Consider the following 21,355-nt stretch of genomic DNA (forward strand, 5'->3'; position numbering starts at 1 on the left):
GAGCGGGCGGGGGCGGGCGGGCGCGCGCGGGGCGCGGTGCGCTCCGCCCGCGGCGCCGAGCCGGGCGCGCAGCGAGCCGAGCCCGTCGTTCGTCACGTGCCCCGACCACACGAGGTCCCACAGCGCGTCGAGGGTCGGTCCCACGTCGGCGCCCGCGCGCTCCGCGAGGCGGGGCAGGAAGTAGCCGCCCGACCCGTCGAGGAGGTCGAGGAGCGTCGCGTGCAGCCCGCTCTCGGGCGGCGGGCCGGGGTCGGGCAGCGTGAGGGGCGCCCACTCCGCGAGGTGGAGACTGACGAGACCGTCGCCGCCGCCGGAGCCGGGCAGCGGGGCGTGGCCGCACCAGACGACCTCGCCGGTCGTGGTGAGCTCGTCGAGCATCGTCGGGGTGTAGTCGGTGACGCGCGCCGGGAGCACGAGGGTCTCGAGGGCGGACGCCGGCACGGCCGCGCCCGAGAGCTGCTCGACGACGCGCAGGAGCCCGTCCGTGCCGCGCAGCGCGCCCAGCCCCTGCCACCGGGGGAGGAAGACGCCGAGCGTCTCGGCGGGCACGGGCTCGACCTCGGCCCGCAGCGCCGCGAGCGAGCGGCGGCGCAGCACGCGCAGGACCTCGGCGTCGCACCAGTCGTCGCCGGTGCCCCCGATCGACTCGGGGCGCAGGCGCCCGCGCACGACGACCCGCGCGGCCTCCAGTCGTTCGAGCGTCTGGGTGACGACCGCGACGCCGAGCCCGAGCCGGGTCGCGACGTCGTGCGCGGTGAAGGGTCCGTGCGTGCGCGCGTGCCGGCGCACGAGGTCGCCGAGCGGGTCGGGCACGGGCTCGGTGAACACCTCGGGGATCCCGACGGGCAGCGCGACGCCGAGCGCGTCGCGCAGCCGTCCGGCGTCCTCGACCACGGCCCACTGCGGCGCGCGCTCGGGCGTGACGCCCGCGAGCCGGACGCGCATGACGCGCCGCGCCGACTCGAGCCCGCGCAGCCAGTCGCCGACGTCGCCGCGCACGTCCTCGCGCGTGCGCGCCGCGAGCTCGTCGTCCGTGAGCGGGCCGAGCCGGCGCAGGACGTCCCACAGGTCCTCCGCGTGCCGGGCCTGGCGCTCGGGCGCGAGCGCGCCGAGCTCGGCCTCGGTGCGCTCGATCTGCGCCGGGTCGAGCAGGTCGGCGAGCTGCGCCGCGACGCCGTCGCCGCCGAGGAGCTCGGCGAGGAGCGTCGGGTCGAGCGAGAGCGCCGCCGCGCGGCGCTCCGCAAGGGGGGCGTCGCCGTCGTAGAGGAACTGCGCGGTGTAGCCGAACAGGAGCGACTGCGCGAAGGGCGAGGGCGTGGGCGTGGTGACCTCGACGAGCCGCACGCGCCCGGCGGCGAGGTCCCGCATGAGGTCGACGAGCGCCGCGACGTCGAAGTCGTCCTGGAGGCACTCGCGCGCCGCCTCGAGGACGATGGGGAACTCCGGGTACTGCGACGCGACGGACAGCAGCTGGGCCGAGCGCTGGCGCTGCTGCCACAGCGGCTGGCGGCGGTCGGGCCGGCGCCGGGGGAGCAGGAGCGCGCGCGCCGCGGCCTCGCGGAACCGCGACGCGAACATCACGGACCCGCCGAGCTCGTCGCGCACCGCGTCGAGCACCTCGTCCGGGTCGAGCAGCAGGTCCTCCACGGGCACGACGGCCGCGTCCGCCCCCGACCCGCCGGTGCCCCCGTCGGACGCGCGGTCGAGCCACGACTCCCCCGTGTCGGGCAGCCGCAGGACGATGCCGTCGTCGGCGTGCATCGCCGCGGCGTCGACCCCGTACCGCTCGCGCAGCCGCGCGGCGAGCACGAGCGCCCACGGCGCGTGCACCTTCGCGCCGTACGGCGAGTGCACGACGACGCGCCAGTCGCCGAGCTCGTCGCGGAACCGCTCGACGACGACCGTGCGGTCGTCGGGGACCCGGCCCGTCGCCTCGCGCTGCTCGCGCAGGTAGGCGAGCAGGTTGTCGGTCGCCCACGCGTCGAGGCCGGCGGCGCGCAGCCGGTCGGCCGCCGCCTCCGGGTCGGCGGCGGCGAGCGCGTCGGTCTCGCGCACCCAGCCGCCCAGCGCGCGACCGAGCTCGGCGGGCCGTCCGGGGGAGTCGCCCTTCCAGAACGGCAGGCGGCCGGGGATGCCCGGCGCGGGCGTGACGAGCACGCGGTCGGGCGTGATGTCCTCGATGCGCCACGTGCTCGACCCGAGCGTGAACGTGTCGCCCACGCGCGACTCGTAGACCATCTCCTCGTCGAGCTCGCCGACGCGCTTGCCGCCGCGCGGCGCCCGGCCGCCGGCGGTGTCCGGGTCGCCCGCGACGCCGCCCGTCGGCGCGTCGGTCGCGAGGAAGACGCCGTACATGCCGCGGTCGGGGATGGTCCCGCCGCTCGTCGCCGCGAGCCGCAGGGCCCCCGGGCGCCCGGTGAGCCGGCCGGACGCACGATCCCACACGATGCGCGCGCGCAGCTCGCCGAAGTCCTCGCTCGGGTAGCGTCCGGCGAGCATGTCGAGCACCGCGTGCAGGGACCCGTCGCCGAGGTGGGCGTAGGGCGCGCTGCGCCGCACGACCGTCGCGAGCTCGGCGACCGTCCACTCGTCGACCGCGACCATCGCCACGACCTGCTGCGCGAGCACGTCGAGCGGGTTGGCGAGCACGTGCAGCTCCTCGATGCCCCCGCCGCGCATGCGCTCGGCCACGACCGCGGACGGCACGAGGTCGCCGCGGTGCGTGGGGAACACGACGCCGTGCGACACCGCGCCCACCTGGTGCCCCGCGCGCCCGATGCGCTGCAGGCCGGACGCGACCGAGGGCGGCGCGCCCACCTGGACGACGAGGTCGACCGCGCCCATGTCGATGCCGAGCTCGAGGCTCGACGTCGCGACGACCGCGGGCAGGCGACCGTCCTTGAGCTCGGTCTCCGTGCGCGTGCGCTCCGCGCGGCTCATCGACCCGTGGTGGGCGCGCGCGATGACCGGCTCCACGCCCGAGCTCGCCCCGGACTGCGCCTGGACCTGCGCGGCGGTGACCGTGCCCGGGTCGAGCACGTCCTCGCCCTGGCGCTCGGCCCACACCTCGTTCATGCGGGCGGTGAGCCGTTCGGCCCCGCGCCGGGAGTTGGTGAACACGAGCGTCGAGCGGTGGTCCGCGACGAGGTCGACGACGCGCTCCTCGACGTGCGGCCAGACCGACGGGCGCGCGGGGCGGACCTCGGGCGCGCCCGTGGGGCGTGACGTGGCCGGACCGGTGAGGTCGCGCTCGCCCGGCGGCAGCGGTGGCAGCCCGCCGTCGCGCGACCCGGCGTCGGGCACGAGCGGGGCGGTCTGGAGATCGGTGAGGTCCGGGACGGGCACCACGACGTCGACCTCGATGCGCTTGCTCGCCGGGGGCTGCACGACGACGACCTCGCGGCCGCCGTCGGACTCGGGGCGGTGCCCGCCGAGGAACGTCGCGACCGCGTCGACGGGCCGGACCGTGGCCGAGAGGCCCACGCGCTGCGCGGGCGGGCGCTCGTTCGCCTCGAGCAGCGCGTCGAGCCGCTCGAGCGACACCGCGAGGTGCGCGCCGCGCTTGGTGCCCGCGACGGCGTGGATCTCGTCGACGACGACCGTCTCGACGCCCACGAGCCCCGCGCGCGCCTGCGACGTGAGCACGAGGAACAGCGACTCGGGCGTCGTGATGAGGATGTCCGGGGGGTGCGTCGCGAGGCGGCGGCGCTCGCTCGTCGGCGTGTCGCCGGTCCGGGTGCCGACGACGACGTCCGGCACCTCCTGGCCGAGGCGCACCGCCGCCTGCCGGATGCCCGCGAGCGGCGAGCGCAGGTTGCGCTCGACGTCCGCCGCGAGCGCCTTGAGCGGCGACACGTACACGACGCGGCAGCGGTGCTCGCGCGCCACCTGCGTGCCCTCGGCCGGCGCGCTCATGATCCGGTCGAGCGACCACAGGAACGCCGCGAGCGTCTTGCCCGAGCCCGTCGGGGCGACCACGAGCGCGTGCCGGTCGCTCGCCACGGCGTCCCACGCGCCCGCCTGCGCGGCGGTCGGCGCGTCGAACGCGCCGGAGAACCAGGCGCGCGTGGGCGCGGCGAAGCGCGCGAGGGGGTCGACGGTCACCCGCCCATTGTGGTCGTGCCCACCCACACGTCGCGCGGTGACAGGGGTCCGGACGCGGGCGTCGCCGGACGGGCGGCGGACCGCGGTCCGCGGCGCGGCCCGGGCGTGGGAGGCTGGTGCCGTGCGCTACCGCGAGTTCTCCGAGCTGGTCGACGAGGTGTTCGGCGAGTCCCTGGGTCGTGCCTACGTCCGCGAGCAGGTGCTGTCCGCCCTCGACGACCGCACGGCGGCGCAGGCGCTCGAGGACGGCGTCGAGCCGCGCGTCGTCTGGCACGCCCTCTGCGACGCTCTCGACGTGCCCGACGAGCGGCGCTGGGGCCGCGACGAGCACCGTCAGGCGCCGCCGCGCCGCTGAGCGCGTCGCCCCTCCGGCGCCGCGGGGACCGCTGGCGCGTCCTGTCGGCGCCCCGGTACCCGTCGCCGCGTCGGCCGGGGAGCGCGACCCGCCCGGCCCCGCGATGATGGCGGCATGAGCGTTCCTGCCCGGGCTCGCGGTGCCGCGCGCGTCACCGCGGCCGACGTGCGCGGCGCGGCGTGGTCGCTCGTCTCGACGACGCTCGGCCTCGGCCTCGCGATCTGGGTCGTGCCCGGCGTCGAGGTGACGAAGCCGTGGTCCCTCGTGCTCGCGGCGCTCGCGGTCGGCGTGGGCGACGCGCTGCTGCGGCCCGTGCTGCGGCGGCTCGCGCGCCGCTCGGGCGTCGTCGGCGCGCTCGTCTCGGGCATGGCGGCCCAGCTCGTCGTCGCGTGGGCCGCGCTCACGTACCTCCCCGGCTTCCGCAGCGGCTCGTGGCTCGACGTCCTCGCCGTGCTCGTCCTGGCCGCGGTGCTCATGGCGCTCGGGCGCTGGGTCGTGGGCGCGAGCGACAACGAGTACGTGCTGGGCGACCTGCTGCGCCGCGCGCGACGCCACGCCGGGGTGCCGCGCCCGGCCCGGGGCGGCGCCGACGACGCCGGGCGACCCGCGGGCCTGCTCGTCGTCCTGCTCGACGGCGTCGCCCGGCCCACGCTCGACTACGCGCTGCAGGCAGGGCTCGTCCCGACGCTCGCGCGCTGGCTCGGCAGCGGCAGCCACCACCTGACGACGTGGTGGGCCCGCGTGCCCGCGACGACGCCCGCCTCGACGATCGGGCTCCTGCACGGCTCGACCGAGCACGTGCCCGCGTTCCGGTGGTGGTCGCGCGCGCTCGGCCGGCTCGTCGTGACGAACCGGCCCGCCGACGCCGCGGCGGTCGAGGCGCGGACGAGCGACGGCGCGGGGCTCCTCGCGGGCGGCGGGGTCGCCGTCTCGACGATGTTCTCGGGCGACGCCGCGACGAGCCTGCTCGTCATGAGCCGCGCGAGCGCGGGCCTGGGCCCGGGGCAGATGTTCGTGCACTTCTTCGCGAGCCCGTTCGTGCTCGTGCGCGCCGTGGTCGTCGCGCTCGGCGAGCTCCTCAAGGAGCTGTACCAGGGCTGGCAGCAGGCCGTGCGCGGCGTCGAGCCGCGCGTCTCGCGCCTCGGGTGGTACCCGGTGCTGCGGGCGGTGACGAACGTCGTGCTCCGCGACCTCAACACCACGCTCGTCGCGGAGCAGCTCGTGCGCGGCGCGCCCGTCGTGTGCGTCGACCTCGTCGACTACGACGAGATCGCCCACCACGCGGGTCCGCTGCGCCCCGAGTCGCTGCGTGCGCTCGAGGGTCTGGACGGCGTCGTCGGTCTCTGGGAGCAGGTCGCGGCGGTCGCGCCGCGCCGCTACGAGGTCGTCGTGCTCTCCGACCACGGGCAGTCGCTCGGCCCGACGTTCGAGCAGGTCGCCGGACGGACCTTCCTCGACGAGGTCCGGCGGCTCATGGCGCTCGACCGCGCGCCCGCCGACGACGTGCCCGGGCCGGGCCGCGCCCCGCGCGAGGACGGAGCGCGGGTCGAGGGGCGGCGTCGGGCCACCGCCCCCGACAGCGAGGCGTGGGGCCCCACCAACACGGCCCTGCACGCGCTGCGCCACGCGGGCGACGACGCGCCGGGCGCCGGGCGCATGCTCGTGGGACCCGACCGGTCGGAGCGGCGCGCCGACGCCGCCGCGACCGCGCCGGAGCTGCCCGAGGTCGCGGTCGTCGGCTCCGGCAACCTCGGGATGGTCTGGTTCCCCCGCGAGCCGCGCCGGCTCACGGGCGACGAGGTGCGCGCGCGCTGGCCCGCGCTCCTGCCCGGGCTCGTCGCGCACCCGGCCGTCGGCGTCGTCGTCGAGCGCGGGGCGGACGGCCGCGTGCGCGCGCAGGGGCGCACGGGCTCGCGCGACCTGCGGACGGGCGAGGTCGTGGGGGAGGACCCGCTCGCCGCGTACGGCTCGCGCGCGGCCGCCGACCTCGAGCGCGTCGCGGGGCTCGAGGACGCGGGCGACCTCGTGCTCGTCTCGCGCGTCGACGAGGTCGGGATGGTGCACGCGTTCGAGGGGCTGGTCGGCTCGCACGGGGGGCTCGGCGGAGCGCAGAACGAGGCCGTCCTGCTCTGGCCGGCCCACCTCGCGCTGCCCGACGACGAGCTCGAGGTCGTCGACGGCGAGCGCGTCCTCGTCGGGGCCGAGGCCGTGCACCGCCGGCTCGTCGCGTGGCTGCGCGACCTCGGCCTGCGCGAGCCCGTGCCCGCGCGCGGCCCCGCACGGCGGGACGGCGCGCCGTGAGCGTCCGCGTGACGTGGCTCGGCCACGCGAGCGTCGTCCTCGACGTGGGCACCGGGCCCGCCGGCACCCCGCCCGTGCGGCTCGTCACCGACCCGCTCCTGCAGCGTCACGCGGGCGTGCTGCGACGGCGCGGCGACCGGCCGGACGCGGGTGAGTGGGAGGGCGCCGACGCCGTGCTCCTGTCGCACCTGCACCACGACCACGCCGAGCTGCGGTCGCTGCGGCTCCTCGGCGACGTCCCGGTCCTCACCGCGCCCGCGAACGCCCGGTGGCTGCGCGCCAAGGGGCTGCGCGGCGTCGGTCTCCTCGGCGGCGCGTGGCACGGCGTCGGCCCGGCGGACGCCGGGGTCGAGGTGCGCCTCGTGCGGGCCGTGCACGGGCACCGGCCCATGCCGCACCGGCCCAACGCGGCGAACGGGCACCTCGTGCGCGCGACCGGGCCGGGCGGCGTGCGCGTGTGGGCGGTGGGCGACACGGAGCACCACGCGGAGATGGTCCACCTCCCGGCGCTCGCGGACGGGCCGGTCGACGTCGCGCTCGTGCCCGTCGGCGGCTGGGGGCCGCGGCTGTCGGGCGGGCACCTCGGGCCCGCGCAGGCGGCGCGCGTGTGCGCCGAGGTCGGCGTGCGCGTCGCGATCCCGGTCCACTGGGGCACGCTCCACGCGCCGGGCGGCCGGCACCTGCCGCGCGGGTGGATGGACCACGCGGGCGCGGCGTTCGAGGCGGCGTGCCAGCGCGCGGCGCCCCGCACGCGCGTGGTGGTCCTGCGGCCGGGCGAGGCGTGGTCGTCCGACGGCGCAGCGTGAGCCGCCGGCGCGTGACACGCCGGGCCCGGGGTCGCCGGGTCGAACAGGTGTTCGGCTAGAGTTGTGCACAGGGCGCGCTCCGGCGGGCCCAGGACGCCGGTCCGGCACGACGATCCCCAGGCTCGAGGGTCGCCGGCGCCGCGTGTCGGTGGCTGCCCGTAACGTCGGGCCACAACGAACTATGGACGTCGAACCGAAGGTGGACTGACATGCCCGCACCCGCAGACCGCGAGAAGGCGCTCGAGGCAGCCCTCGCCCAGATCGACCGGAGCTTCGGCAAGGGCTCCGTCATGCGCCTCGGCGAGGAGGGCCGCGCGCCGGTCGACGTGATCCCCACGGGGTCCATCGCGCTCGACGTCGCGCTCGGCATCGGCGGGCTGCCCCGCGGCCGCGTGATCGAGGTGTACGGCCCGGAGTCCTCCGGCAAGACGACGGTCGCGCTGCACGCGGTCGCGAGCGCGCAGCGTGCCGGCGGCATCGCGGCGTTCATCGACGCCGAGCACGCGCTCGACCCGGAGTACGCCAAGAAGCTCGGCGTCGACACCGACGCGCTCCTGGTCTCGCAGCCGGACACCGGCGAGCAGGCGCTCGAGATCGCGGACATGCTCATCCGCTCGGGCGCGCTCGACATCATCGTCATCGACTCGGTCGCGGCCCTCGTGCCGAAGGCCGAGATCGAGGGCGAGATGGGCGACAGCCACGTCGGCCTCCAGGCCCGCCTCATGTCGCAGGCGCTGCGCAAGATCACCGGTGCGCTCAACGCGTCCGGCACCACGGCGATCTTCATCAACCAGCTCCGCGAGAAGATCGGCGTGTTCTTCGGCTCGCCCGAGACGACGACCGGTGGCAAGGCGCTGAAGTTCTACGCGTCCGTGCGCCTCGACATCCGCCGCATCGAGACCCTCAAGGAGGGCACCGACGCGGTCGGCAACCGCACGCGCGTCAAGGTCGTCAAGAACAAGATGGCCCCGCCGTTCAAGCAGGCCGAGTTCGACATCCTCTACGGCGTCGGCATCTCGCGCGAGGGCGGCCTCATCGACATGGGCGTGGAGCACGGGTTCGTGCGCAAGTCCGGGTCGTGGTTCACGTACGGCGGCGACCAGCTCGGCCAGGGCAAGGAGAACGCGCGCGCGTTCCTGCGCGACAACCCGGACCTCGCCAACGAGCTCGAGAAGAAGATCAAGGAGAAGCTCGGCGTCGGTGCCAAGGTCGACGCGCCGGCCGACCCGGCCGCGGGCGTGACCGTCGCCGACGCGGCTCCGGCCGCGAAGGCGACGGCGGGTGCCGCCAAGGGGAAGAAGTCGCCGTTCTGATCGAGCAGGGGAGCGGGCCCGACGGCGACGCGCCGTCCGCCCCGCACGACGACGGGCGTCGCACCGGCCGCACGGCCGGGCGGCGCCCGCGCCCGTCCCTCCACGAGCTCGTGGAGCGGGGAGAGATCAGCGACGCCGACCTCACCGAGCGGGCGCGCGAGACCGTGCTCCGCATCCTCACGGCCGCGCCGAAGAGCCGCGCCGAGCTCGCGCAGTCCCTCGCGCGCAAGGGCTACCCGGAGCACGTCGTGCTGCCGGTCCTCGACCGCTTCGAGGAGGTCGGGCTCGTCGACGACGCGCAGTACGCCGAGATGATCGTCCGCACCCGGCACGCCGAGCGGGGCCTCTCGCGGCGCGCGATCTCGACCGAGCTGCGCCGTCGCGGCATCGACCCGGACGTCGGGTCCGCAGCGCTCGAGCAGGTCGACGACGACTCCGAGGCGGACGCGGCGCTCGCGCTCGCGCGCACCCGCCTCGCGCGCACGCGCGGTCTCGACCGCGACGTGCGGGTCCGTCGGGCCGTGGGCGCCTTGGCGCGCAAGGGCTACAGCCCGTCGCTCGCGTTCGAGATCGTCCAGCGCGAGCTCGACGCCGAGGGCGAGCCTCTCGACTGAGCCCGGCGGCGCGCAGCCGCCACGACGGAGGCGCGGGTCGCCGCGACGAGCCGACCCGGGTCCTGCCCCCCGTCAGCGTGCCGCGGCCTCCGCGGGGGCGTCCTCGGCGGGCCCGCCCGCGACGACCGTCGGGTTGCCGATGCCCGGGCCGGTCGTCGTCGCGCCCGCGGTGCGACCGCTGAGGAAGCGGGAGAGCCAGCGGGCGACGAGCGTGAGCAGCCAGTTGATGACGATGAAGATCACCGCGGCCAGGACGAGCGACTGGAGGATGTTCCCGTTGCCGACGCCGAAGAGCTGCGCGGCGCGCAGGAGCTCGTTGTACGTGATGATCTGCCCCAGCGCGGAGTCCTTGAGGACGACGACGAGCTGCGACACGAGGGCCGGCAGCATCGCGATGAGCGCCTGGGGGAGCTGGATCGAGCGCAGGGTCTGGCTCGGCGTGAGGCCGATCGCCAGGCCGGCCTCGCCCTGGCCCTTGGGGAGGTTCCCGACGCCCGAGCGCACGAGCTCCGCGATGACGGACCCGTTGTAGAGCACGAGGGCGAAGACGACCGCGAGGAACGGTGCGTCGTCGACCTTGTTGAAGCCCAGCAGCAGGTAGAAGAAGATCATCATGAGCAGCACGGGCACGGCGCGGAAGAACTCGACCACGATGCCGCTCACGACGCGCACCGCGCGCAGCTGGGAGAGGCGGCCGGTGCCGAACACGAGCCCGAACACGAGCGCGCCGACGATGGCGAAGCCCGCGGCGCGCAACGTGTTCTGCAGGCCCGGGATGAAGTAGTACTGCCAGGCGTCGGCGGTGAACAGCGAGGTCCACAGGTCGGCGTCGAGCTGGCCCTTGCGGCCGAGCGCGAGAAGCACGAGGGCGGCGACGCCCAGCACGACGATCCCGCCGACGACGTTGCCGATCATGATCACGCGGCGGGCGCGCGGGCCCGGCGCGTCGAAGAGGACGGACTGCTGGGTGCTCATCGGCGGACCGCCAGTCGGGTCGAGAGGGACGTGGTGAGCAGGCCGATGGGGATGACCAGGATGACGTAGCCGATCGCGAACGTCAGGAAGATCCCGTAGATGTAGTTCGAGTTGAACTCGATCATGGTCTTCATGAGGCTCGACGTCTCCGTCGTGACGCTCGCGGCCGCCGCGACGGTCGAGTTCTTCAGCAGCGCGATGAGCGTGTTGCCGAGCGGGGCGATCGCGCCGCGGAAGGCCTGGGGGAGGATGATGAGCCGCGCGGCGGGCAGGAACGGCAGCCCGATCGCGCGCGCGGCCTCGGCCTGGCCGATCGGCACCGTGTTGACGCCCGAGCGGATCGACTCGCACACGAACGCGGCGTGGTAGACGGCGAGGCCGATGACGGCGAGACGGAAGAAGTTGCCCGCGAAGTCCGGGGCGAGCGTGACTTGGAGCTGGCCCCACAGGCCGAGCACCATGAACGTCATGATGATCGTCAGCGGCGTGTTGCGGAACACGTTGACGTACGCCGTCCCGGCCCAGCGCAGGCTCGGCACCGGGGAGATCCGCATGAGCGCCAGGGCGGTGCCCAGCACGAGCGACAGGATCGCCGCCCAGAACGTCAGCTGGATGTTGACCCAGAAGGCGCCGAGCACGTCGTACTCGCGCGCGAGCTCCCAGGTCTGTGACAGGTAGTCACCCACGGTTGGTCTTCCTCCCGGAGGGGTCGTGCGTCAGGTCGGGTCGCCGACCGGACGGCCGGGGGAGCGGCGCACCGGTGCGCCGCTCCCCCGATCGTGGACGGTCAGGCGCAGGGGTCGACCGTCGGCGGGTTCTCGCTCGCGTTCGGCGTGTACCCGGTGCCCTCGGTGTTCTTCGTGACGAACTCCTCCCAGGAGCCGTCCTCGATCATCTTCTCGATCGCCGCGTTGACGTCCTCGCAGATGTCGTTGTCCTGCGGGAGGCCGACGCCGTAGCGCTCGGTCGAGAACGGGGCGCCGACGACCTTGACCTTGCCCTGGTTGGCAGGCTGGGCCGCGAGACCGGCGAGGATGATGTCGTCGGTCGTGACGGCGTCGACCTGGCCGGCCGTGAGCGCGGTGACGCACTCGGCGTAGCCCGGGCGCTCGAGCAGCTGCACGCCGGCGGCGTACTCGTCCTTGATGCGCTGCGCGGACGTCGAGCCCGTGACGGAGCACAGGTTCTTGCCCTCGAGCGACTCCGGGCCGGTGATGTCGGTGTTCGACTCGGCGACGAGCAGGTCCTGCCCGGCGACGAAGTACGGGCCGGCGAACGCGACCGTCTCCTTGCGCGTGTCCGTGATGGAGTACGTCGCGAAGATCATGTCGACCTGGCCGGTCTGCAGCATCGTCTCGCGCTGCGCGGACGGCGCCTCGACCCACTCGATCTGGTCCTCGGAGTAGCCCAGCTCGCCCGCGACGTACGTGGCGACGTCGACGTCGAAGCCCGTGTACGTGGAGCCGTCCTGGTAGCCGAGGCCCGGCTGGTCGAACTTGATGCCGATCTTGATCGACTCGCCGCCGCCGCCTCCCGCGGTCTGCTCGGGGTCCGTGGTGGTGCTGTCGTCGCCGACCTCGCCGCCGCCGCACGCCGCGAGCGTGAGCGCGGTGAGCGCGGCGAGGACGGCCGCACCTGCGTGTCGTGTGCGCATCGTTCCTACCCTTCGTGAGTGGTGGCCGCCCGCCGGGCGTGTGCCCCGTCGGCCGGCCGGGGTGTGGGGGTGTCGCCCTCGGTCCGAGGGCGTCAGTGGGTGAGGATCTTCGAGAGGAAGTCCTTCGCGCGCTCGCTCTTCGGCGCCGTGAAGAACTCCTCCGGGTGGGCCTCCTCGACGATCTGGCCGTCGGCCATGAACACGACGCGGTTCGCGGCCCTGCGCGCGAACCCCATCTCGTGCGTGACCACGATCATCGTCATGCCCTCCTTGGCGAGCGCGGCCATGACGTCGAGGACCTCGTTGATCATCTCCGGGTCGAGCGCCGAGGTCGGCTCGTCGAACAGCATGACCTTCGGGTGCATGGCGAGCGCCCGGGCGATCGCGACGCGCTGCTGCTGGCCGCCGGAGAGCTGGGCGGGCATCTTGTGCGCCTGGTTGCCCACGCCCACGCGGTCGAGCAGCGCGAGGGCGCGCTCCTTGGCGTCCTTCGTCTTCTCGCGGCGCACCTTGACCGGCCCGAGCGTCACGTTGTCGAGGATCGTCTTGTGCGCGAAGAGGTTGAACGACTGGAAGACCATCCCCACGTCGGAGCGCAGGCGCGCGAGCGCCTTGCCCTCCTGCGGCAGCGGCTCGCCGTCGACGAGGATCTCCCCGGAGTCGATCGTCTCGAGACGGTTGATCGCGCGGCACAGCGTGGACTTGCCCGAGCCCGACGGCCCGATGACGACGAGCACCTCGCCGCGACGGACGGTCAGGTTGATGTCCCGCAGCACGTGCAGGTCCCCGAAGTGCTTGTTGACGTCGCGCAGCTCGACGAGCGGTTCCCCGAGGGGCTGCGCTGCGGTGCTGGGCGGAGCGTCCTGCGCGCTGCTCTGCGCGTCGGACGGCGATGAGGTCTCGTCGGCCATTCCTGGACACTATGTCCCTTCTGTTGCGCAGTGCCACCTGATCCGGCAACAGTCGGGCAACAGTTCAGTAACACGGCACCCGGCGCCGTACCCTGGACGGTGATGTCCACGATCGCCCCCACCCCCGTCCTGGCCGCGCCCGCCGCGCCGACCGACGACGCGCGCCCGCGCACCTACGTCGTCCGCACGCTCGGCTGCCAGATGAACGTCCACGACTCCGAGCACATGGCGGGGATGCTCGAGCAGGCCGGGTACACGCGCGCGAGCGCCGAGGACGAGGCCGCGAGCCGCGCCGACGTCGTCGTCATCAACACGTGCGCGGTGCGCGAGAACGCCGCGACCCGCCTGTACGGGAACCTCGGCCAGCTCGCGTCCGTGAAGGCGGCGCGCCCCGGCATGCAGATCGCCGTCGGCGGCTGCCTCGCCCAGAAGGACCGCGGGACCATCGTCGAGAAGGCGCCGTGGGTCGACGTCGTGTTCGGCACGCACAACCTCGACGCCCTGCCGGTGCTGCTCGAGCGCGCGCGCCACAACGAGGCCGCCCAGGTGGAGATCGCCGAGTCGCTGCAGGTCTTCCCCTCGACGCTGCCGACCAAGCGCGAGTCCGTCTACGCGGGCTGGGTGTCCATCAGCGTCGGCTGCAACAACACGTGCACGTTCTGCATCGTGCCGCACCTGCGCGGCAAGGAGCGCGACCGTCGCCCGGGCGAGGTCCTCGCCGAGGTCGGGGCGCTCGTCGAGGCCGGCGCGATCGAGGTCACGCTGCTCGGGCAGAACGTCAACAGCTACGGCGTCGAGTTCGGCGACCGCGGCGCGTTCGCCAAGCTGCTGCGGGCGTGCGGCACGATCGACGGGCTCGAGCGCGTGCGCTTCACGTCGCCGCACCCGGCCGCGTTCACCGACGACGTCATCGCCGCCATGGCCGAGACGCCGAACGTCATGCCCCAGCTCCACATGCCGCTGCAGTCCGGCTCCGACCGGATCCTGCGCGCGATGCGCCGCTCGTACCGCTCGGAGCGGTTCCTCGGCATCCTCGACCGCGTGCGCGCCGTGATGCCGGACGCCGCGATCACGACCGACGTCATCGTGGGGTTCCCCGGCGAGACCGAGGAGGACTTCGCGGAGACGCTGCGCGTCGTCGAGGCGTCGCGCTTCTCCTCGGCGTTCATGTTCCAGTACTCGCCCCGGCCGGGGACGCCGGCCGCGACGATGGACGGCCAGCTGCCGAAGGAGGTCGTCCAGGAGCGCTTCGAGCGGCTCCAGGCGCTCCAGGAGCGGATCGCCGGCGAGGAGGCCGCCCGCCAGGTCGGGCGCACGCTCGACGTGCTCGTGGGCGAGGGCTCCGGGCGCAAGGACGGCGCGACGCACCGCGTGACGGGCCGCGCCCCCGACAACCGCCTCGTGCACCTCGCGCTGCCGACCGACGTCGTGCTCGCGGCGCCCGACGACGCGGGGGCGCCCGAGGCGGGCGACCCGCGCCTCGCGGACGACCTCGACGCGCGTCTGCCGCGCCCCGGCGACGTCGTGACCGTCGAGGTCACGCGCGCGGCGCCGCACCACCTCATCGCCGACTCGGCCCTCGCGGGCGGCACGTTCGCGGTGCGCCGCACGCGCTCGGGCGACGCGTGGGCGCGGCGCGAGCGCGCTCGCCTCGGCGGGGAGGACGAGCACGGTCACGGCCACGGCGGGGGAGCCCCCGCCGGACCGGTCGTCCTGGGCCTGCCGACCGTCCGCGCCTGAGCAGTCCGAGCAGGGCGGCGCGGGACGAGGTCGGACGCGAGAGGGCGGGGACCCGCTCGACGACGGACGACCGTCCGAGCCGGGCGCCGGCGCGGCAGCCCCGAGCACCGACGCCGTCCCGCGCGCGGACCCGGTGACCGGGTGACCGGAGGGTCAGCCGTCCAGGGTGCCCGGGGGGAGCTGAGCGCCGATCGCGTGGAAGAGCTGCACCGCGGTGCCCAGCCCGCACGAGACGGTCTGCGCGAGCTGCGCGTCCGTCGCGCCGTGCTCCAGGTCGACGGAGACCTCGGCGTAGAGCGCGAGCCGTCCCGCCTCCTCGCGGAGGTAGACCTTGGGCCAGATGCGCTCGCGGTTCCAGTCGTTGACGGCCTGGAGCGTGACGAGCCGCGACTCCAGCGGCAGCGAGGTCGACCAGCGGCCCCGCACCTGGAGGATCTCGGAGCGGTCGCCGAGCAGGAGGAACCAGAACCGGTGCCCGTCCCACGTGCCCGTGATGTCGCCGTCGTCGTCGACGCGGAAGTGGTAGCCGCGGCGCGTGAGGTGGTCGCCGACGCGCGACATCGACAGCGCGCGCGGCAGCTCCGCCTCGCGGGGCAGCGAGTCGGGGGCCTTGGGCCGGCGGTTGCCGAACAGGCGCGTGAACCAGTTGGTGCGGGCCTGCGTCATGGCGCCTGCCTCGCCGGGTCCGGGTAGAACTCGTCGAGCGCGTCGAAGAACATCGACCCCGTGCTCAGCCCGCACTGGAGGAGCTGGTCGAGCTGGTCGTCCGTCACGCCGTGCTCGAGGTCGACCGTGACCTCGGTGAACACCTGGACCATGCCGTTGTCGCGCACGCGCGTGTACGTCTTGGGCCAGATCCGGTCCGCGTTCCACTCGTTGCAGAACTCGAGGATCTCCTCGAGCCGTTCGAGCGCCAGGTCGCGGTTCCACTGGCCGCGCACCTGGAGGATCTCGTCGCCGTTGCCGAAGAGGAGGAAGTAGAACAGGCGGCCGTGCCACAGCCCCCCGACGTCGCCGTCCGAGTCGACGAAGTAGCTGTACCCGCTGTCGGTGATCCACTCGACGACGCGCGAGAGCGTCAACGGGGTCGGCGGACGCAGCACGTCCGTCGCGACCTGTCCGAGCTCTCGCGCGAGAAGGTCCTCGACCTGCGACTGCAGCTCGTCGCCCGTGCGGGGTGCCGTCCCGCCGCCGTCGGAGGACCCGCGGGGATCGCCGTCCCGCCGGTCGTCGTCGTCCTGCGCCCCGAAGAACCTCACCCACCCACCGTACTCGCGCGCACGCCCGGACGTCGCATCGCGACCCCTGCGCGACCCCGCGCCCGGGGCGTGCCCGCGCGGCGTGGTCCCTCCCGTGGACGGCGGCGCCAAGGACGCGACGGCGGGCGGCAAGGACGCGACGGCGGGCGGACCACGGACCGTCCGTCGCGGCAGGGACTCGACCCCGCGACGGCTACGGTGGGGCCGTGACCGTCCGCGCCGTCGTCCTGCCCGGTACCCCCCTCCTCGTGCCCGGCGCCGCGGGCGCGGCAACGGTTCTCGAGGAGGAGCGCGAGGCGGCGCTCGCCGCGCTCGGGCGCCTCGTCGACGGCGTGCCCGACGACGGCTCCGTGCCCGTCGTCGTGGTGGCCCCCGGGACGCCGCGCCCCGCGGGACCGGTGCGGGGACCGGCGCGCGCGTCGCTCGCCGCCGCGGGCGTCGCCGACGCGTGGGTCGACCCGACGTGGGCCGCGGCCACTCGCCACGACGACCGTCCCGTCGCGGGGGTCGCGGCGTCCGTCGGGCTGCTCGCACTCGCCGGCGCGGGGTGGGCGGGCCCGGTCGAGGTCCTGGAGGTCGGCGGCCAGGACGCGGCGGCCGCACGCGCGGCGGGCGCGGCGCTCGCGCGTCGCGGCGCGCGCGTGGTGGTGATGGACGACCCGCGCCTCGCCGCTCCTGCCGGCGTGCTCGACGGTCTCGGGCTGCCGGGCGACGACGCGGACGCTCGCGCCGCGTCGCCCGTCCGCGCCGGCGCGACCTCCGCCGTGCGGTGGTACGACGACGGCCCGGCACCGTCCGCGGGGAGCGGCGTCAGCCGCTGAGGCCGGCGCCCACCGCGGCGGCGTCCTGCTCGCGCCCGAGACGGCGCAGGACCGCGACGAGCTCGTTCGCGACGGTCGCGCGCGCGTCGCGGTCGTGGACGATCGCGAACCCCTCCATCGCCGACTCGAGCAGGTCCACGGCGTCCGCGTCGGCGCCCGCCGCGCTCCGCGACCGCCCCGCGAGCCAGAACGCGTGCGCCGCGTCGCCGACGTCGCCGGCGCGCGCGAACTCCTCGGCGACGCGCTCGGCGAGCGTCGCCGCCGCGTCGAGCTCGCCGGCGGTCGCGAGGAGCCGGGCCCGGGAGTCGCGCAGCTCGCGGCGTTCGCGCTCGGCGGCCGAAGCGTCGCGCTCCACGAGGTCGACGGCGCGCGGTTCCGCGGCGGTGTCGTCCGCGGCGGCGAGGTCGGCGAGCGTCCGGTCGACCTGGGCGAGGGCCGCAGGCACGTCGCCGCGCCGGGCCGCGACGCGCGCGGAGGCACGGACGACGGGGCCGACGAAGCGCGGCGCGACGCCGCCGGCGCGCAGCAGCGCGAGCGCGTGGGCGAACGCGGGCGCGGCGCCCTCGTCGTCGCCGTCGACGGCGGCGAGCTGCGCGGCCTCGGCGAGCGCGAAGCCCGCGCGGTCGAGGTGCCCGGCGGTCTCGAGCAGGGTCGACGCACGACGCAGGAGCTGCGCGGCGCGCACGGGGTCCTCGCGCGCGACGTCCTCGGCGAGGGCGAGCAGCCCGTCCGCGTCGGCGGGCTCGGCACCGGGCGCGCCCGCGGCGGACGGGTCGTCCGGCGCGGCCCCGGAGGGCCGAGCCGCGGGAGCGGCAGCGACGGCATCCGCGGTGCCGACCCCTGCGGTGCCGACCTCTGCGTCGACGGCCCCTGTGGTGACGGACCCGGTGGTGACGGACCACGCGGGGACGGGGACCGATCCCGTGCCGCCGCCGTCCGCGCTGAGCACCGCGAGGTCCACCGGGAGCGTGCGCGCGCCGCGCGCCCACGCGGCGTGCAGCCGCTCGGACGCGGCGGGCGTGCCGTTGCGCGCGTCGAACGCGCGCGCGAGGTCGGCCGCCTCGCGGCGCGCCCACTCGTCGAGCTCGGCCACCGTCGACGCGGGGACGTCCCGCAGCGCGAGCGGGGCGTCCGCGTGCGCGTCGCGCAGCACGCCCGTCGCGACGCTCGCGCTCGTGAGGAAGCCGAGCCGGTCCCCGGGCGAGTCCGCCACGGTGAGGAAACCCTGGTGCTCGACGAGGAGGCGCAGCGCCCGGGACGCGTTCCCGGTCCGCGCGAGGAACTCGACGTGCCGGCCCGTGGGACCGGTCATCGACACGCCGGTGTCGAGGTGGCGCAGGCCGCGCCGGTGCGTGCGCGCGGCGGCCTTCGCGTCGCCGACCTCGAGGTAGGCGAGCTGGAGGTGCGACAGCATGTCCCCGGGCTCGGTCGCGCACGACGGCGACCCCTCCAGCACCTGCTCGAGGAGCCGGACGCCCTCGTCGTACCGGCCCGTCTCGAAGAGATAGGCCGCGCGGTCGCCCGGCTCGCACGCCTCGCACTGGGAGTACTCGTCGCGCGGCGTCGCGACCCAGGCGCGGTAGGCGTCCTCCACGTCCGCGCTCCCGCGCTCGCGCGCCCACTCGAAGCGCTCGAGCGCGACCGCGTTCGTGCCGTTGCCCGCGAGGGCGTACCGCCGCGCCATGTCGTCGAGGGTCCGCTCGATCTGCCCGGCCGGGACGTCGGGGAACTCCATGAGGTGCCCGACCATCCACTTGAACGACCAGAACAGCGAGTGCGCGTCCTGTGCGTCGAAGTGCTCCGGGTGCTCGTCCCACCAGCGCAGCAGCCGGGTGAACGGCAGGTACGCCTTCGTCACCTCGCCGCCCCACACGGACGACTCGACGAGCACGAAGAGCGCGTACGCGCGCGCGGCGTCGGGGCCCTCGGCCTCGACGCGCTCGAGCTCGGCCGCTGCGGCCGTCGAGCGCGCGAGGCCGTACGGTATGCGCCGGACGTCGTACAGGGCGGCGTTCACCTGGTCCACGGACCGCGTCATCGGTTCTCCTCGTCGGGGGAGCGGTCGGCGCTCGCGCCCGGCCCGGCCGCGAGGGCACGGGCGAGCAGGAGCGACAGCGAGTCGTTCATGAGGGCGGCCTCGGCGGGCTGGAGGGCCTTGCCCGAGGCCAGCACGGCCGTGACGTACAGCGACCGGCCCCCGGCCGCGCGGACGTCGGCGTCGGGGCTCGCGAGCAGGTCGCGCACCGTGTCGTTGGCGTCGTTGAGGACGAGCCGGCGCGGGCGCGCGGGGCCGCTGATCCCGGCGAGGATCTCGCCCCACAGGTCGTCGGTCTCCGCGGCGCGTGCCGCCTCGCGGGCGTGGTCGCCGTCGCGGTCGTGCAGGAGCATCGCGGGCAGGGCGTCGGGCTCGAACCGGCGCAGGACGACGTCGCAGCCCTGCTCGTCCAGCGCGGCGTCCAGCGCCGCGAGGGCGTCGGCGACCTCGAGCTCGCGCAGCGGCTCGACCTCGGCGAGGACGTGCGAGACGTCGGCCGCCGCCACCGGGGCGAGACGCCACCCCGGGAAGCGGTCCGCGACGCGCTCGAGCAGCGCGGCGTCGTAGACGTAGCCGCCGTTGACGACCGGCAGGCCCTGCGCGGCGGCCACGGGCGCGATGCGCCGGAACTCCTCGACGGTCGTGGTGTAGAGCAGCCGGCCGCGGGGGTGCGCCTCCGCGAGGTCCGCGAGGGTGCCCGTGCCGGCGGTGGTCTCGAACGGCAGCACGCGGGCCGCGACGTCGAGCATCTCGTCGTCGGTGAGCGCGAGCGCCCGGACCGCGAGGTGGTGGGTCTCGAGGAAGCGCCGCGCGAGGACCGAGTCCGTCGCGAGCGTCTCCAGGAGCCACCGCCGCACCTGCGCACCGAGAGCGTCCCGGGTCGCGAGGAGCACCTCGTCCTCGTACAGGCCCTCGCGCGACGCGGTGGGGCGCAGCACGGACGCGTCGAGCACGCACCGGACGAAGAAGGCCCACGGGGGGAGCAGGTCGTCGACGGCGCTGCCGAGGAGCATGCGCTTGAGGTACACGCGGTGACGCGCGGTCGTTGTCGGCGCGACGGCCGCGGGCAGGACGTACGCGACCCCGGACAGGCCGGCGAGCGGCAGGTCGAGGTCGATGCGGGCGAGCGGCGTGAAGCCCAGCGTGCGCTCGGCGTAGGCGGCGAGCGCGGCGTCGCGCGCCGCCGGCGTCGGGTGCGCCGCGCGCCAGGGCAGGTCCTCGCCGCTGAGCCGCCGCAGGGCGACGGGAGCGTCGGGACCGCCCGCGGCCGGGTCGTCGAGGCGCGTCTCGACGAGCAGCTCGACCGGCAGGAGCGAGCCGAAGTCCTGCGCGAGCGCGACGACCGTCTCGGGCGCGAGCCAGTGCTCGGTGTCCCGGCGCGGGCGCAGCCGCACCACGCTGCCGGGCTCCGCGGGCGCGTCGGGGTCGTCCGGGGCGAGCTCGACGAGCTCGTACCGCCCGTCCGAGCGCCCGCGCCAGCGGACCGGCGCGGCCGGGCCGCCCGCCACGGACGGGCGGGCCGAGCGCGACACGAGCTCGATCTCGTCGGCGACCATGAACGCCGAGAGCAGCCCGATGCCGAACTGGCCGAGGAACTCCTCGCGCCCCGTGCCGAGCTCGACGTCCCGCTTGGAGCTGCGTCCGATCGTCGCGAGGAGCTCGTGGGCCTCGTCGCGCGTCAGGCCGACGCCCGTGTCGTGCACCTCGAGGCCCCCGCCCGCGAGGGGCCGCAGCACGATCCGGGCGGGCCCGTCGGTGTCCCCGAGGGCGCCGCGCGCCGTGATCGCGTCCACGGCGTTCTGCAGGAGCTCGCGCAGGTACACGCGCGGGCTCGAGTACAGGTGCCGGGCGAGGAGGTCGACGACGCCGCGCAGGTCGACCTGGAAGGCCGCGCCCGGCGCGTCGTCGCGGGCCGGGTCCCCGGACGGCCCCGGGGCGCGCGCCGTGCGCTCGTCCGTCCCGCTCACCGCGCGCCGGCGGCGCCGTCGGCCACGGCCTGCGCCGCGGTGTCGGGGAAGCGCTCGTCGAGCGCGTCGAAGAACTGCAGGCCCGTGAAGAGCCCGCACTCGACGAGCTGGCCGAGCTGGTCGTCCGCGACGCCGAACTCGAGGTCCGTGGCCACCTCGGTGTACACCGCGAGGCGGTCGTCCTCCACGCGCGCGTAGACCTTGGGCCAGATCTTGTCGCGGTTGAACTCGTTCGCGACGAGGGCCACCTGCGCCTCCGCCTCGGCGGGCAGGGTGCGGTTCCAGCGCCCGCGGACCTGGAGGATCTCCTGCTTCTCGCCCATGAGGAAGAAGAAGAACACCTTGCCGTCCCAGTTGCCGCCGAGGTCCCCGTCGGAGTCGACGAAGTACCGCCAGTCGCGGCTCGTGAGGAACGCCTCGACCCGCTCGCGCGTCAGCGGCGCGTTCTGGCTGGTCGGTGCGGCGTCCGGCTTGGTGAAGAAGCCCATGGCTCGAGTCCT

The 21,355-nt window shown here is 75.6% G+C and carries 17 protein-coding genes; 7 read left to right on the forward strand and 10 right to left on the reverse strand.

The genetic code is table 11. The annotated features are described in order from the left end of the window. Positions 1–4,104: DEAD/DEAH box helicase (locus GJV82_RS11230; RefSeq protein ID WP_318657543.1), on the reverse strand; the 4,104-nt coding region annotated here is incomplete at its 3' end. 121 nt (positions 4,105–4,225) lie between these two features. On the opposite strand from GJV82_RS11230, the gene GJV82_RS20100 reads away from it, so the two are divergent. The 5 genes from GJV82_RS20100 to GJV82_RS11255 all read left to right on the forward strand — a co-directional run bounded on the left by GJV82_RS20100 (position 4,226) and on the right by GJV82_RS11255 (position 9,493). Then, positions 4,226–4,459, forward strand: coding sequence for a DUF3046 domain-containing protein (locus GJV82_RS20100; RefSeq protein ID WP_024840581.1), 234 nt, complete (start codon positions 4,226–4,228; stop codon positions 4,457–4,459). Between the two features lie 114 nt (positions 4,460–4,573). After that, positions 4,574–6,760, forward strand: coding sequence for a phage holin family protein (locus GJV82_RS11240; protein WP_155099293.1), 2,187 nt, complete (start codon positions 4,574–4,576; stop codon positions 6,758–6,760). After that, the gene (locus tag GJV82_RS11245; protein ID WP_318657544.1) at positions 6,757–7,566 is read left to right on the forward strand and encodes an MBL fold metallo-hydrolase; all 810 of its coding nucleotides are present in this window, start codon (positions 6,757–6,759) and stop codon (positions 7,564–7,566) included. Before GJV82_RS11240 ends, GJV82_RS11245 begins: the two co-directional genes overlap by 4 nt. Positions 7,567–7,775: 209 nt before the next feature. Then, positions 7,776–8,879, forward strand: coding sequence for a recombinase RecA (recA, locus tag GJV82_RS11250; protein WP_115942389.1), 1,104 nt, complete (start codon positions 7,776–7,778; stop codon positions 8,877–8,879). A gap of 110 nt (positions 8,880–8,989) precedes the next feature. Continuing rightward, a complete protein-coding gene (locus GJV82_RS11255; RefSeq protein ID WP_051471627.1) occupies positions 8,990–9,493 on the forward strand; it encodes a regulatory protein RecX in 504 nt (167 codons plus the stop codon). 72 nt (positions 9,494–9,565) lie between these two features. On the opposite strand, the gene GJV82_RS11260 is transcribed toward GJV82_RS11255, so the two are convergent. The 4 genes from GJV82_RS11260 to GJV82_RS11275 all read right to left on the reverse strand — a co-directional run bounded on the left by GJV82_RS11260 (position 9,566) and on the right by GJV82_RS11275 (position 13,033). Next, on the reverse strand, positions 9,566–10,468 hold the full coding sequence (locus GJV82_RS11260; RefSeq protein WP_155099294.1) for an amino acid ABC transporter permease: 903 nt from the start codon (positions 10,466–10,468) through the stop codon (positions 9,566–9,568). Beyond that, positions 10,465–11,154: an amino acid ABC transporter permease gene (locus tag GJV82_RS11265; RefSeq protein WP_024840586.1), complete on the reverse strand. Its 690-nt coding sequence runs from the start codon at positions 11,152–11,154 to the stop codon at positions 10,465–10,467. Before GJV82_RS11265 ends, GJV82_RS11260 begins: the two co-directional genes overlap by 4 nt. A gap of 101 nt (positions 11,155–11,255) precedes the next feature. Next, complete coding sequence (locus GJV82_RS11270; RefSeq protein WP_024840587.1) at positions 11,256–12,122, reverse strand: glutamate ABC transporter substrate-binding protein; 867 nt, start codon at positions 12,120–12,122, stop codon at positions 11,256–11,258. A gap of 92 nt (positions 12,123–12,214) precedes the next feature. After that, on the reverse strand, positions 12,215–13,033 hold the full coding sequence (locus tag GJV82_RS11275) for an amino acid ABC transporter ATP-binding protein (RefSeq protein ID WP_024840588.1): 819 nt from the start codon (positions 13,031–13,033) through the stop codon (positions 12,215–12,217). A 102-nt stretch (positions 13,034–13,135) separates the two neighbouring features. Between GJV82_RS11275 and miaB the strand changes: the two genes are divergently transcribed. Next, complete coding sequence (gene miaB / locus GJV82_RS11280) at positions 13,136–14,773, forward strand: tRNA (N6-isopentenyl adenosine(37)-C2)-methylthiotransferase MiaB (RefSeq protein WP_024840589.1); 1,638 nt, start codon at positions 13,136–13,138, stop codon at positions 14,771–14,773. A gap of 153 nt (positions 14,774–14,926) precedes the next feature. Here the strand turns inward: miaB and GJV82_RS11285 are convergent, their stop codons facing one another. Both GJV82_RS11285 and GJV82_RS11290 read right to left on the reverse strand, forming a co-directional pair. Then, entirely contained in the window at positions 14,927–15,439 is a 513-nt protein-coding gene (locus tag GJV82_RS11285; RefSeq protein ID WP_024840590.1) for a type III secretion system chaperone family protein, read from the reverse strand. Then, complete coding sequence (locus tag GJV82_RS11290; RefSeq protein ID WP_024840591.1) at positions 15,436–16,032, reverse strand: type III secretion system chaperone family protein; 597 nt, start codon at positions 16,030–16,032, stop codon at positions 15,436–15,438. Before GJV82_RS11290 ends, GJV82_RS11285 begins: the two co-directional genes overlap by 4 nt. Positions 16,033–16,238: 206 nt before the next feature. On the opposite strand from GJV82_RS11290, the gene GJV82_RS11295 reads away from it, so the two are divergent. After that, positions 16,239–16,853, forward strand: coding sequence for a hypothetical protein (locus GJV82_RS11295; RefSeq protein WP_155099295.1), 615 nt, complete (start codon positions 16,239–16,241; stop codon positions 16,851–16,853). On the opposite strand, the gene GJV82_RS11300 is transcribed toward GJV82_RS11295, so the two are convergent. From GJV82_RS11300 to GJV82_RS11310, 3 genes are read right to left on the reverse strand one after another with little or no spacing between them, the layout of a single operon-like run. Then, entirely contained in the window at positions 16,843–18,891 is a 2,049-nt protein-coding gene (locus GJV82_RS11300) for a hypothetical protein (RefSeq protein WP_155099296.1), read from the reverse strand. The genes GJV82_RS11295 and GJV82_RS11300 overlap by 11 nt on opposite strands. Beyond that, positions 18,888–20,855: an HSP90 family protein gene (locus tag GJV82_RS11305; RefSeq protein ID WP_318657545.1), complete on the reverse strand. Its 1,968-nt coding sequence runs from the start codon at positions 20,853–20,855 to the stop codon at positions 18,888–18,890. The genes GJV82_RS11300 and GJV82_RS11305 overlap by 4 nt, the downstream gene beginning before the upstream one ends. After that, positions 20,852–21,343, reverse strand: a complete 492-nt coding sequence (locus GJV82_RS11310) for a type III secretion system chaperone family protein (RefSeq protein ID WP_024840595.1) — start codon at positions 21,341–21,343, stop codon at positions 20,852–20,854. Before GJV82_RS11310 ends, GJV82_RS11305 begins: the two co-directional genes overlap by 4 nt. Between the last annotated feature and the right edge of the window lie 12 nt (positions 21,344–21,355).

The sequence above is a fragment of the Cellulosimicrobium composti genome (assembly GCF_009711085.1).
Taxonomy (GTDB): Bacteria; Actinomycetota; Actinomycetes; order Actinomycetales; family Cellulomonadaceae; genus Cellulosimicrobium; species Cellulosimicrobium composti.

Coding starts and splice junctions, on each gene's coding strand:
- GJV82_RS11240 (WP_155099293.1), top strand. CDS start 4,574: ATGAGCGTTCCTGCCCGGGCTCGCGGTGCCGCGCGCGTCACCGCGGCC.
- recA (WP_115942389.1), top strand. CDS start 7,776: ATGCCCGCACCCGCAGACCGCGAGAAGGCGCTCGAGGCAGCCCTCGCC.
- GJV82_RS11260 (WP_155099294.1), bottom strand. CDS start 10,468: ATGAGCACCCAGCAGTCCGTCCTCTTCGACGCGCCGGGCCCGCGCGCC.
- GJV82_RS11270 (WP_024840587.1), bottom strand. CDS start 12,122: ATGCGCACACGACACGCAGGTGCGGCCGTCCTCGCCGCGCTCACCGCG.
- GJV82_RS11275 (WP_024840588.1), bottom strand. CDS start 13,033: ATGGCCGACGAGACCTCATCGCCGTCCGACGCGCAGAGCAGCGCGCAG.
- miaB (WP_024840589.1), top strand. CDS start 13,136: ATGTCCACGATCGCCCCCACCCCCGTCCTGGCCGCGCCCGCCGCGCCG.
- GJV82_RS11285 (WP_024840590.1), bottom strand. CDS start 15,439: ATGACGCAGGCCCGCACCAACTGGTTCACGCGCCTGTTCGGCAACCGC.
- GJV82_RS11300 (WP_155099296.1), bottom strand. CDS start 18,891: ATGACGCGGTCCGTGGACCAGGTGAACGCCGCCCTGTACGACGTCCGG.
- GJV82_RS11310 (WP_024840595.1), bottom strand. CDS start 21,343: ATGGGCTTCTTCACCAAGCCGGACGCCGCACCGACCAGCCAGAACGCG.